The organism is Autumnicola edwardsiae (assembly GCF_031846505.1).
GTDB lineage: Bacteria > Bacteroidota > Bacteroidia > Flavobacteriales > Flavobacteriaceae > Autumnicola > Autumnicola edwardsiae.
On record NZ_JAVRHP010000090.1, the window covers coordinates 1 to 13,148 of the forward strand.

13 protein-coding genes and 2 pseudogenes are annotated in these 13,148 nt (G+C 37.2%); all 15 read left to right on the plus strand.

The features are described 5' to 3' along the window. Window positions 1–204: pseudogene (locus RM529_RS13695) on the plus strand (dihydrolipoyl dehydrogenase); the annotation flags it as partial. Between the two features lie 112 nt (window positions 205–316). Next, a complete protein-coding gene (cypC, locus tag RM529_RS13700) occupies window positions 317–1,567 on the plus strand; it encodes a CYP152 family fatty-acid peroxygenase CypC (RefSeq protein WP_311485344.1) in 1,251 nt (416 codons plus the stop codon). A gap of 375 nt (window positions 1,568–1,942) precedes the next feature. Further along, the gene (locus tag RM529_RS13705) at window positions 1,943–2,575 is read left to right on the plus strand and encodes a cation efflux transmembrane domain-containing protein (RefSeq protein ID WP_311485345.1); all 633 of its coding nucleotides are present in this window, start codon (window positions 1,943–1,945) and stop codon (window positions 2,573–2,575) included. A 198-nt stretch (window positions 2,576–2,773) separates the two neighbouring features. Beyond that, entirely contained in the window at window positions 2,774–4,681 is a 1,908-nt protein-coding gene (locus RM529_RS13710) for a cytochrome c/FTR1 family iron permease (protein ID WP_311485346.1), read from the plus strand. 382 nt (window positions 4,682–5,063) lie between these two features. Then, window positions 5,064–5,576 (plus strand): signal peptidase II, encoded by a 513-nt coding sequence (gene lspA, locus RM529_RS13715; protein ID WP_311485347.1) that lies wholly within the window; start codon window positions 5,064–5,066, stop codon window positions 5,574–5,576. A 163-nt stretch (window positions 5,577–5,739) separates the two neighbouring features. After that, window positions 5,740–6,861, plus strand: a complete 1,122-nt coding sequence (locus tag RM529_RS13720; protein ID WP_311485348.1) for an Lnb N-terminal periplasmic domain-containing protein — start codon at window positions 5,740–5,742, stop codon at window positions 6,859–6,861. Beyond that, window positions 6,836–7,047 (plus strand): annotated as a pseudogene (locus tag RM529_RS13725) (heavy metal translocating P-type ATPase); the annotation flags it as partial. The gene RM529_RS13720 and the pseudogene RM529_RS13725, both read left to right, overlap by 26 nt. Window positions 7,048–7,053: 6 nt before the next feature. Further along, window positions 7,054–7,470: a Fur family transcriptional regulator gene (locus RM529_RS13730; protein ID WP_311485349.1), complete on the plus strand. Its 417-nt coding sequence runs from the start codon at window positions 7,054–7,056 to the stop codon at window positions 7,468–7,470. A 98-nt stretch (window positions 7,471–7,568) separates the two neighbouring features. Further along, window positions 7,569–8,360: a cation efflux transmembrane domain-containing protein gene (locus RM529_RS13735; RefSeq protein WP_311485350.1), complete on the plus strand. Its 792-nt coding sequence runs from the start codon at window positions 7,569–7,571 to the stop codon at window positions 8,358–8,360. A 92-nt stretch (window positions 8,361–8,452) separates the two neighbouring features. Then, on the plus strand, window positions 8,453–8,626 hold the full coding sequence (locus RM529_RS13740; RefSeq protein WP_311485351.1) for a hypothetical protein: 174 nt from the start codon (window positions 8,453–8,455) through the stop codon (window positions 8,624–8,626). 593 nt (window positions 8,627–9,219) lie between these two features. After that, window positions 9,220–9,396, plus strand: a complete 177-nt coding sequence (locus RM529_RS13745; protein WP_311485352.1) for a hypothetical protein — start codon at window positions 9,220–9,222, stop codon at window positions 9,394–9,396. A 122-nt stretch (window positions 9,397–9,518) separates the two neighbouring features. Then, window positions 9,519–10,553, plus strand: coding sequence for a sodium:calcium antiporter (locus tag RM529_RS13750; protein WP_311485353.1), 1,035 nt, complete (start codon window positions 9,519–9,521; stop codon window positions 10,551–10,553). Between the two features lie 29 nt (window positions 10,554–10,582). After that, entirely contained in the window at window positions 10,583–11,083 is a 501-nt protein-coding gene (locus tag RM529_RS13755) for an asparaginase domain-containing protein (protein WP_311485354.1), read from the plus strand. Window positions 11,084–11,669: 586 nt separating this feature from the next. After that, entirely contained in the window at window positions 11,670–11,999 is a 330-nt protein-coding gene (locus RM529_RS13760) for a response regulator transcription factor (RefSeq protein WP_311485355.1), read from the plus strand. A gap of 244 nt (window positions 12,000–12,243) precedes the next feature. Further along, window positions 12,244–13,080, plus strand: a complete 837-nt coding sequence (locus tag RM529_RS13765; protein ID WP_311485356.1) for an RteC domain-containing protein — start codon at window positions 12,244–12,246, stop codon at window positions 13,078–13,080. Window positions 13,081–13,148 lie beyond the last annotated feature (68 nt).

Below are 13,148 nucleotides of genomic sequence, written 5' to 3' on the forward strand. Positions count from 1 at the left end.
GCAGATAAGGAAACCGATGAGATATTGGGAGTGCATATGATAGGCCCACGCATCGCGGACAGTTATACAGAAGCGGTAGTGGCAATGGAGTTTAGAGCATCCGCAGAAGATATTGCACGAATGTCCCACGGGCATCCCACATTTTCTGAGACCTTTAAAGAGGCTTGTTTGGCAGCTACAGATGACAGGCCGCTGCATATTTAGTGGCCTTAAGTGCATTGTAAATTAAATTAGGCAGTATTTAGTCATTCCACAAGACTTAAATCCCTTTGTATTAAGTTTATGTTACTGGTCTAAAAAATGAAATATAAAGAACATGACAACGATTCCCAAAGACAAAAACTTTGATAGTAGTTTGATACTGCTTCGCGACGGCTATGAATTTATTCAGAAAAAGCGTGAAAAGCTTGGGACTGATATTTTTAGAACCCGTTTGATGTTAAAGAAAGCAATTTGCATGAGTGGAAAAGAAGCCGCAGAGGTGTTCTATGACACTGAAAAGTTTCAACGCAAAGGAGCTACTCCTAAAAGGGTGCAAAAAACATTGTTTGGCCAAAAGGGCGTCCAGACACTGGATAATTCAGCACACAGGCAAAGAAAAGAAATGTTTATGTCTTTGATGAAACCGGATAGCCTTCGGGGGTTCCTGGAAATCCAACGAAGCTACTGGGAAAAATACATTGATAAATGGGAGAAAGAAGAGCAAATAATATTATTTAACGAAGCACAGGAGCTCCTTTGCCGTGCAGTCTGTACATGGTCGGGAGTTCCGCTGCGGGAAGAAGAAGTGCAACAAAGGGCCAGGGATTTTGGGGCTATGGTAGATGCCTTTGGAGCCATCGGTCCAAGGCACTGGAGAGGAAAGCAGGCTCGGAAAAGAGCTGAAAAGTGGATTGGTAACCTTATTAAGGAAATCCGTAACGGTAAAATTCATGTAGAAAAGGGTACTGCCGCCCACACGATTGCTTTTCACCGTGAGCTTGATGGCAAATTTTTGGACACACAGGTTGCAGCAGTAGAGCTGATAAATGTATTAAGGCCCACCGTAGCCATAGCCTCCTACATTACTTTTACTGCTCTTGCTTTACACAGGTATCCACAATACAAAAAAAAAATACTATCAGGAAAAGGGAATCTGACAGAAATGTTGGTACAGGAAGTACGAAGGTTTTATCCATTTACGCCGATGGTAGGCGCCATTGTGCGAAAAGATTTTGAATGGAAGGGTTATATATTTAAGCCTGGCACATTGGTGATGCTGGATATATATGGAATGCTTCATGATCCTGAATTATGGGAAGACCCCGGTGAATTTTATCCTGAGAGGTTTATAAACTGGGACGGCAATCCCTTTACCTTAATTCCACAGGGTGGAGGAGAACATCTACACGGACATCGGTGTGCGGGTGAATGGCTCACTATTGAATCGATGAAACAAGCTGTGGATTTTCTGATTAACCGGATAACTTACGAGGTACCCGATCAGGATTTGACCTTTAGCTTATCGCGTATGCCCACGCTGCCAAGTAGTGGTTTTATATTAGGTAAAATAAAAAGATTGCCATAAAAAATTAAAACCACGAATCCACAAAAAGATTGAATTGATGGAGTAACAGCAATGAAACTAAGTCCTGTAAAGGAAGTTCTAACGGGTTTGTCTTAATTAACGGAATTTCCTTTTCAGGAACAATTATTTGTAGTTCAAAAATAAAAAAGGATCGAAAAATGACAAATCGAAAAAAAGAATTAGCAAAATTTTTTGCAGGTTTCTCTAGTGCCCAGATAATTTTCCACTGGGGATTAGGATTATTTAGCGCAAACCTCCCATTGGACTTCGGCTTTATCACCCTAACTGAAGGACTTAATACGTTTGTTATGGTGTTTTGGCCAATTATATTGGTTCTTTCGGTGTACTATGGGTGGATTAAAAAATTAAATAATTATGAGCACTGATTTAAATAGCAAAGAAAACGAAATTCAGCTTGATGCCTCCAATAAAGCTGAAAGAAAAACATTAAAACAGGTCCTGGGGATCAATATGTTCCAGGTTGTAATGGCCGGTACTGTTGGTTTTATAGCAAGTTCTACTGGCCTGTTAGGTGCTGCGCTTGACAATCTTGCTGACTCAGCCGTTTACATTGTCAGTTTGTATGCCGTAGGCAAAGGTGTTGCTGCCCAATCACGGGCAGCAACACTTTCCGGCGTGCTTTTGCTGGTATTAGGTTTGGTGTTGCTTGGCGAAGTCATCAGACGTTTCATAATAGAAACTGAACCAATTGGCTGGGCAATGATTATTACGGCGATAGCGAATGCGGCGAGTAACCTTCTTGCCTTGCGCTTGCTGAAATCTCAAGGTGAAAGAGGCGTACACATGAAGGCCTCTATGGTATTTACCAGCAACGATATGCTTGTTAATTTAGGGATTGTATTGTCCGGTGTCGGGGTGATGCTGCTCAACTCCCCTCTTCCGGATTTGATCATCAGCCTTATAACCGTAGGAATTGTATTAAAAGGAGGATGGGAAATTCTTAAGGAAGCAAGAAAAGCACGTAGGAAAGCCGAAAGCAATAGTTAAAAAGAGTTACCAGAAGATGTGAAGAGAAAGAAGAACTCAGGTTTACAGAGAACACAGGGCAAAGAAAGATGCTTTGGGCCGTATTAGGGATCAATTTCACCTTTTTCCTTATTAAAAACTTTATTAACAGCAAGAATATGTTTCGCAAAACTCCCTATACAAAATGAAATTGTAAATTTGCCCTTATTTAGAATAAGTATGAATAAATATAAGAAGTTTTTTATTTTCGTTTTCCTTTCAGCAAATCTATTTTCTCAAGGAATAGAAAACGATACCGATCTACGCACTTTGGTGACTTTACTGGATTATATTTCCAAGGACTATTCGGTAGCGGTGGAGGGTGGCAAAGTAATCAATGAGTTTGAATTCGCCGAAATCACCGAGTTTGCAGAAAAAGCCATTGCACTTCAGCAGGATCTATCACCTACAATTAATAACACCAGGTTTGAAAAGCTTCATGAACCTCTGCAGGAATTACAAAAAGCTATTGTTGAAAAAAGAGAGGCAGAAGTCATATCTACAATTGCATTAAATATCAAAAACAGAATTCTCAATCTGGGGATTTTAAAAATTACACCTAACCGATATCCCTCGTTAAAGAATGGAGCTGTCTTGTACCAAAATAATTGCGTGTCCTGTCACGGAAGCCAGGGATATGGGGACGGTGCTTTAGGTAGAAATTTAAACCCTGCCCCGACCAATTTCCACGAAGCTCAATTATCTCCACTTCAGGCTTACAATGTCATCAAATTGGGGATTGAGGGCACTGGGATGGCTTCATACAATCATCTTTCCGAAAAAGAGCTTTGGGACTTATCTTTTTACGTGCTGTCACTAAAGCACAATGAAGAAATTTCAAAAGCTCAATTGTCTTCCAATTTACATCTTGACAGCATCAGCAAATGGAACGATGAAGAATTGCAACATTTTTTGAATAAATCTTCCAGCAGTATAACAGTTGGTCAGGTACGCCATTATGAACCCGAAAGACGAAATCCTTTGGACGTGGCAATGGAAAACCTTAATCTTTCTTATGATGTATTCCAAAAAGGCAATAATAAAGTTGCCGAGAAATATGCCTTGACTTCCTACCTTGAAGGAGTTGAGCTGGTGGAGAATATATTGGGTGCATCTGCGCCTTCATTGGTGAGGGATATTGAGCGGGATATGATTGCTTACCGAAAAGCACTTCAAAACAACAACAAAATAGGTGCGAAAAATTATTACAATGAGCTTAAAGAAAAAATAACCTCTGCTAAATCTATATTAGCAGAAAGGGACTATTCCTTTGCATTTATTTATGGTGCTGCATTATCAATACTTATCAGGGAGGCATTGGAAGCGTTGCTGATTATCCTCATTATTCTCCGGGTTCTAAAACCTATGAAAATTAAACGCGCAGTGGTGGCCGTCCATTCCGGATGGGTTTTGGCTGTACTGATTGGTGTGGTGAGTTGGTTTTTTGTAGATAAACTTATCAATTTAAGCGGAGCATCAAGAGAATTGATGGAAGGTGTTGGAGCTATTCTGGCTGTTCTGGTGTTGCTCTTTGCAGGTATTTGGCTTCATTCCCATTCTGAAATATCGAAGTGGAAACACTTCATAAGAAATAAAATAAACCGCATTTCTGAAACCGGAAATGGGATAGGCTTGTTTATTTTCTCGTTCATTGTGGTGTTTAGGGAAGCTTTTGAAGTGGTTCTGTTTCTTTCATCGCTTAAATTGAGCAATCCTGATGTTGCTAATTCTGCTATTCCCTGGGCCTTATTGACTTCCATTGTTATAATAGCCATTATTACCATCGTTTTTCTGAAGTTCACCAATAAACTGCCTATCGGGAAATTCTTCAAATTGGCTTCTTATATGGTGGCAGTACTGGCAGTTGTTTTGGCCGGCAAAGGAATTATGGCCTTTCAGGAGGCAGGTTACATCCCAATTTCACCCGTAGATTTTGCTCTGCATATAGATTTATTGGGTATTTACCCGAATTTACAGTCAATCTTGGCGCAGCTCCTGGTACTTGCCATTATAGTTTTTTTCCATTGGAGGAATCGGAATCAAAAAGGCAAATTGCAATCCTCACAAGAATTGGTTACAGAAGAGTAAGTGGAAAAAATCAATAAATACCAGACAGGTCTCATTTTATTGGCAGTTGAATGGAGGAGGCATTGAAAATGGGAATCGCAAAAGCGGAACTAGAGAAAAGAGATCTTTAAAAAGTCTATTCACGAGTAATTAAGCTCTTGAGAGTATAGCAGTAAAAATATTTCTAAAACGGCTGACCGGAAGACTTGACAGAATTAAATATAGATAAGTCACGACTGCTTTTGCCAGCTTCCTTGGCGCGGTGATTGGAAAGAAGTAATAAAGAAATGTAAAGAAGAATTAAAAGGCGTAAGTAATAGAAGTAACTAAATCGAAAGAAGAACCCCGGCAACTAACAAAAGCTAAACGATACAAACAAACCTAACAAAAATTCATTGAACCAATGAAAGCAAAACGACTGACAAAATTATTAATCGGACTTATACTAATAATATCAAATGTTAGTTGTGATCAAATCACAAAAAAAGAAGCGCGAAGAAATATAGATGCGCACGAAAGAATTGAGGTAGTTAATGATACTTTTGTTTTGACAAATGTAGAAAACACAGGTGCCGCACTAGAATTTGGATCCAAATTTCACCCGACCCTTAAGTTGTTTATTTTTCAATTGTTACCAACTTTAGTATTGATTTATTTATTCTATTTGTTGTTCAAAGAAGAAGATATTTCAAAATTAAATTTTGTTGCAATTACATTCTTTATTGGTGGGGGAATTGGAAATATTTTGGATCGTGTTCTTCGTGAAAGTGTTACAGATTTTATGTATTTAGAGTTAGGTCCTGTTCATACAGGTATATTTAATATGGCAGATGTATCTATCACTTTAGGAGCAATTCTGTTTATAACTAGTTCCATAATTAGTAAAGAAAAAAAATCTCTGAAAGCCAATGTGTAAGACTATATAATCAATGCTTAGACCCGTCCTGAATCGCAGCTTTGTTCTCGCTTGCTGAGCCTAATTGTCCTTTCACCTCCGCTAAAGCTTTAGTGAACGTAGACGGACAATCAAGCTTGCCAGCTCTGCTTTTTATACGAGAGGTTAGCACATTTTCCCAAAAATGAAAAATATTTTATTCATTATATTTTTGATTAGTCAATCGAGTTATTCTGACAATCATCTGGAAATTAGCATTCTTACCTGTTCACCCGGTGATGAAGTATATTCAGTTTTTGGACATTCTGCAATTAGAATCAAAGATAAAGATCAATCATTAGATTTGGTTTACAATTTTGGAATGTTTGATTTTAAGAGCCCCAATTTTACTTTCAAATTTATAAGAGGAAAACTCAAGTACTACTTAGGCATCCAAAAGACGGAGGATTTTCTTGAGCAATATACAAGAGAGAATAGGCTGGTGTTAGAACAGAAACTAAATCTTTCAGAAAAACAGGAAATCCAACTCCTAACTAAGCTTAATTACTTATACAAGCCAGAAAATAGGCAGTACTACTATTCTTTTTTAAAAAAAAATTGCTCGACTGAGATTCGAGATCTATTGAGCGAAATAGGTGTTAATTTTCCTAAAGAAAATTTAGAGGTATCTTATAGACAATTAATTAATTATCACCTTGCAGATCATCTCTGGCTGAGATTTGGCATCAACCTGGTATTAGGAAAGTCAATAGATCAGAACGCCAATAAATTTGAAAGTACCTTTTTGCCAATATATCTAAAAGAGGAAATTAGTGATTCCCAATTGAATGGAAGACCGCTGGTGAAGTTGGAACAGACCTTAAATACAGTTGAAAATAGAAACAAAAGAAGTCCTCAATATTGGTTTTCTCCAATCTTGATTTTTTCTCTTTTATTTTTACTTTTTCTTTTTTGCTTTCCTCGGCCAGCTCAAATAGCAGTAATAGTTTTAATAGGTGGAGCCGGCCTGGTGCTGTCGTTAATGTGGCTTTTTTCTGATCATCCGGAGGTTCGAAATAATTTAAATATTCTTTGGTGTAATCCCTTATATCTACTATACCTTCCTTTAATGATCAAAAATAAATCAAGTATTCTCTTGGCTTTTTTATTAATGGCATTATTATTTAGCACAATTATTATTTGGCTAATAGATCTACAAATATTTGATACCGCTATTATACCTATATTACTGATATTAGGAATATTAAATTATAAACAAATAAGAAAATCGGCTATAATAACCTTCAAGGATTGCGATGGCCATTAAGATAGGAAAGAAGACAAAACAAGTGGTGTGGCAGAATATATTTTTGGCCTTTGGGGTAAAAGCCATTGTGTTAGTGTTGGGCGCTCTTGGTGTGGCATCTTTATGAAAGCCGTCTTTGCAGATGTAGGTGTGGCTCTATTGGCTATCCTGAATGCGGTGAGAATACAGCGAATTGAATTTAATTGAACAAAAATGGACCAGACAGAAAATTTTTTGAAAAATAAAACCATCCGTCCCACGGCAATGCGTTTGCTGATATACCGGTTCCTGAAAAACCAGGAAAAAGCCGTGAGTCTGACGGATATAGAGGCAGCTTTTGAAAAATCTGAAAGGACTACCCTTTACCGCACTCTAAAAACCTTTGAAGAAAAGAGCATCGTACATAAAATTGAAGATGGCACCGGGGTGGCAAAATACGCCCTTTGTGAAGCAGGTTGTAATTGTGAAATAAATAGTGATCTGCATCTTCATTTTCATCGTACCAATTGTAATGAGACACAATGCTTAACAGAGCAAAAGATCCCAAATATAAATTTGCCACCGGGATTTAAAGCGATGGAAGCCAATTTGATGGTTAAAGGTACTTGCAATAGATGCAATGGGAAATAATGCACTTCTGTTGCAAGGTTATTTCCATTAATTTTGAACACTAAGACTATTTTCAAATGTTTAGCAGAAATAATTTTGTGGTACTAAATAAAATTTAAATGAAAAGATCAAATTTTACCATTCAGAAAATGGATTGTCCTTCCGAAGAGCAAATGATCCGGATGAAATTGGAGACTTACCCTCAAGTAAAATACCTGGATTTTGATATACCCAATAGAAAATTGCAAGTGTATCATTTGGATGGAATTGAAGATATACAAACTTCGATAGCCAGTTTAAAACTCGGGGATACGCTCCAGGGAACCGAAGAAGCCGAGCCTCCCGTATGGGAAGACCAATCCAAGCAAAAAAAGATTCTTTGGTGGGTCTTGGGAATCAATTTTGGTTTTTTCCTTATCGAAATGACTACGGGTTGGATTTCGTCTTCTATGGGTCTTATTGCAGATTCCCTGGATATGCTGGCAGATTCCATAGTGTACGCACTAAGTCTGTTCGCGGTAGGTGGTGCTATTTCAAGAAAGAAGAAAGTGGCAAAATTTAGCGGGTACTTTCAGATGGCTCTGGCAACACTTGGATTTATGGAAATTTTAAGAAGATTCTTTAGTGAAAGTGAAATACCAATGTTTCAATGGATGATCATTGTTTCCATTTTTGCCTTACTGGGTAATCTTATTTCGCTTTGGTTGATCAACAAAGCCAAAAGTAAGGAAGCGCATATGCAGGCCAGTGCCATCTTCACTTCCAATGATATTATTGTGAATGGTGGGGTGATTGTGGCTGGTATACTGGTTTATTTTCTAGATAGTAAGTGGCCGGATTTGATCATTGGAGGGATTGTATTCTCTTTTGTAATGCGTGGTGCGATAAGGATATTAAAATTGTCTAAATGACCGTTTCTTAGCAGTAGAAAGTACATTCTAAAGAAAAAGGAAAAAGGTCGAGTAGTAAGTAAAAATCAGTATGTTGTAAATAATCAAATAATATGAGCAAAGAATTATTTAAAGGCTATGAGAAAAGACTGAATGTGTTGGAGGAACCAGTGAGGACATCTGCCATAAAATATGCCGAAATATTTTTTCAGGATACTAAGTGCACGATAGAAGAAGCACTGGAAAAAGGAATCGCTAAAGCAGAAATGGAACAAAGAAACCTGTGAATGTGAAACAGCATATTTGTACGAGATTTAGCTCAATGTCAGAGAAAATGTCTTTCGTGTTCCCGCAATAGTGCAGAAAAGAAAAGAACCAAATAAAATGACTTTTAGCTGGTTTTAAAAATTAGACTAGTTGCTAGGAGCGTGATGTTTTTATCGAAAGAAAAATATCAAAAGGTACGAATTCAAAAGAGTATTAGAAAACCACCATTATGTCTGTAAATCCGAAAAACAGAAGAAAAAGCTATAGGAAAAAGAAGAAGGAACCTTCGAAAAGTAAAATTACTAAAAAGGACAAAATTTTCGGAATTTTTATGCTACTTGTCGTAGTTGTACTAGTTATTCTTTTTTATTTACTCGTAGGACTAGGATTTTTTCATTGAATAACTTTAACCATTAACGAGATGGACCGTATGGGTATAAATTGAAAATTTTTTAATAGAGAAAAAATCCTTGAAAGCCTTTGATCGTGATGAAGGTACTATCACAAAATCATTTCTAAGATATCAGAAGAGAAAAAGACTTCAGTAAATATTTCCTCTAAACAAAAGTATTATTTAAAAAAAAGGAATTGTTCCACCATCAAATGAGCCAATATGGACTGGATGTTTGAAGACTTTAGGACGGATCTCGATTTGCTGGATCCGATTATTAAAGAAAAAGCCCTTGATATAGCTAACCAGCTTATGAAACAGGGAAAACTTACAGAAAAAGAGGCTATTACCGAGGCTATTAAAAGAGCGGAAGAATGGTTCTATGACTTAGAGGGATAAACTATTTTTTTCAACTTTTTCGGAAAAAAGTTTATTCACAAAAATGTAACAATCAACTTTACAACTATGAAAAATTCAGAACAACTTTTTATTCTTATTTCATTTCTAAAAGCAGGTGTTTTATGAGTTCCTGGATATGGGCAGTGGTACTGTTAGCTGCCGTGTGGGCAGCCCATTGGGGCGCTGAACATTTAGCCACCCCTTTAAAAAAACTAAGGAAACAATGGGGCTTTTCGGTCGCTGCCGGTGGAGCCTTAATAGGCGTGGCGGCAGCAAGCCCTGAGATAGGTATAAATATTACCAGTGCTGTTACCGGGGTGGGTGATATTGGTCTGGGAACCATGTTCGGCTCCAACGTAATTGCCATTCCACTTATGGTTATTACCGCCTATATAGCTACCAGACATCTTAAAAAGAAAAATGCTGATAAAGATCATAAAGAACATCTTGCTGAACATCTTCTTAAAGTAGATTCTACTGCCGTCACTGTACAAGCCATTCCTTATTTAGTTATTGTAGCTGTTGTGGCTATATTGACCGTTCCTCCGCAATGGCGGGGATTACAGCCTATAGATGGCTGGGTCATGTTAGGAATGTATTTAATATATTTAACTCAGGCCCTGTTCAGAGGGAGAAAAGACAGTGAAAATGTGGAATGGAAAAAGAACGAGGTGTGGCTTGCTTTGGCAGGTTTGGTTGCGTTGGGTGTGGGCGCTTTTTTTACAGTTCGCGCCACAGAAAATATTGTTTCTGCCCTTGGAATGTCCAAAGTAGTGGGTGGTTTATTTATTACAGCACCTATGGCTGCCCTTCCGGAAATATTTGCCACCTGGAGCGTAGCCAAAAGTGGCCAAATCACCTCTGGTGTGACCAGTGTAATTGGAGATCACGCCACTACCTTAACCATTGCTTTTTTTCCACTAGCCATGGTGGGCCTTCCGGTAAGTAACTTTCCGCTGTTTGCGACCGTTCTAAGTTTTGTTGGCTTAGTGGGAATTCTTTATGCTGCTTTCATTCATTGGGGAGGTAAAGACAATAAAGACGGATTCCACCGTTGGCAAGTCGCTACTCTTGGTGCTGTTCTGCTGGTATATCTCGCTGTAGTTTTATTTGGCGTGCTAAACGTATTTAGTGGCGGATCAGGTACAGGTAATTAATCTCTTTATTAAGCAACAATTTGAAGTTTATGATTAGAATATTAACTGCTGGTGGCACTATTCAGGATATCGACTATGAAAAATATGGTAATCATTCTGGAAACTTGAATAAATTTTCCATTGAAGATTTTCTTAAATCGGCCAATGTTTCTTTTAAATATACTATTGAAAATATTTTCAAAAAGGATAGTCGTTTTATAACACTTGATGACCGTAACTACTTGGTGGAAAGAATCAAGGTATGTAAATCAAAACAAATATTAATTACCCACGGTACTTTTACTATGGAAGATACTGCGGCGCATATAGGAAAACTTAACCTAAATAAAACGATAGTTCTCACCGGTTCCTTTATTCTGGGATCCTCTCAAAATACAGATGCACCTTTTAATCTAGGTTATGCCGTATGCTCATTGCAATTTTTAAAACCTGATGTATATGTTGCTATGAACGGCAGGATTTTTCATTGGAGCAATGTTACCAAAAATTTAGAGACAAATAAATTTGAGCGTAAAGATGAGAAACAATGATGTTTGGCACCTCAATCCATTGGACGACCTTTTTTTACCTATTGATTGACACCATTATCGTACTTATTGCTGTCATTCAAAATTTAAAGTTGAAACGCCTGAGTCTAAGAAGGTATATTACTCTCGGGCTGCTATATATTACCTACAATTTAACCGGGGGATTTTTGCCTACGGATAATTTTCCTGAACCAATTATAGTTCAATACATCATTACTTATGGCGTGGCAATAGCACTATGTGTTTACATAATTTATTATTTGTATAAGGACTATGATATCGAATTTTTAAAGTTCAGTTCCACTATTCCCAATATTGCTATACTGGTAGGTTGTAGTTTTATTCTGTTATTCTTAATTCCCTACTTCCTTACAAATTCTTTAGATACAGCCAGGTTCCTTTTTACGATCCCGATTTCAATTATAGCATTTATTTTTCTAGGTTTATTTTACCGGAGGATTTCAATCCTCGACAATCCAAATTCATTTGTTTCTAAAAAAAATAAATTAGCCATCCTAAGTATCTATTGCATAGCCCTCTTGCCCATACTAACAGTTATAGGAATTATCAATGGTTAACCTTCACTGTAATGAACCTGGCTTTCTATGCAATAACAGTTATTGAAGTAAATAGATACCTCCGTTTTCTGAAGAATAAGCCTGAAGCCTTCGAAGTCTTTGCTTTTCAAAAAGTAAAAGGGAATGAAGCCCTGAAAAACAAAATAATCTATGGAGATCTGACAAGAAGGGAAGTTGAAATTGCATTATCCATTTTACGAGGATTATCTTATAAAGAAATTGCCAGAGATTTTTTCATAGCAGAAAGCACTGTTTCTAAACATGCTTCAAATATTTTTAAAAAAACTGCAGTCAAGAATAGAGGTCAATTTATATCCCGCTTCGAGCCAAAGAAAAAATAGCTTCGTTATATTATTGGGCTTTTAGTTCTTATTCCGTAGGAAAATACGGACATTTCCGTAATAAAATACGGCATCGATTACTGATAATAACGGTATTTGTAATTATCTTCAAGGAGGTTCTTTAGCTGTCATAAGAGTACTTCCCAATTTCCTTTTTTATTATTCATAATCGACTGACCTATAACTAACTATCTAACCATTCATTTAAAGAAATATATGAGGCTTTACAGTAAAATTGTTACAGATGGATTCAGAATTGCTCTCATACAAGCTATTGGAAGAACTGAAGGAAATAAAACTTCACAGTAAGAATATCCTTGAGCAATCCTATCGTTCTATTGAAGTATGTCGCAACCTACTCAGTACACTCAAAAGAGAAGTCATAGCTAAAGGCTTTGACTCAACTGAAGCCGAAATTGAATTCTTCAAAACTATAAAACAGGCTCCCCTTGTTCATCTTATTTATTTCTCAGAAATTCATTCCTTTGAAATCCAGTTTCCAAAAGCAGATAAAAACTCCCAGCTTAAATTCATAAAAAAGAAAATTGGTAAGCTAAACCGTTTCTTTCTGTACAATTTGGATTTTGGGCAGTATGTCAATTCCGGAGCCTCCCATTTCGACAAAGAATATTACACCCGGGATTATCTGGATAGCTATCACATCACTACTTCTAAATTCTATTTTCAGGACCCTGACTTTTGCACGCCCAGGGATATGCTCTTAGGTAAATTCAAAGCCTACAATACATTGGTTATTTATCTGGATGAACGAATGTCCAATCTTGAAAATAATCTTAATGGGAAAAAGGTAAAGCAGCACGCTACCGAAAAAATACATTGGCCATTTACGAATTCAGATTGGGTGGAATTGGTTTATGCCCTATGGTATAATGGACTTCGGAACCAGAATGGTCTTAGCATTATGAAAGTTTCCCAAAAGCTTCAGGAAATTTTTGATTATACACCAAGGGATATCTACAAAACCAACCAGGACATCAAGGGCAGAAAAAATAGCAGGACGTTATTCCTTGATCAATTAGCGACCTCACTACTTTCCGAAATGGATAAGAGCGAAGAATAGATAATTCCCATTTTTCGATCTTCCAAAATTGTTAAAAAAAGACCGTACTACGGTTGACCTACCGAAAT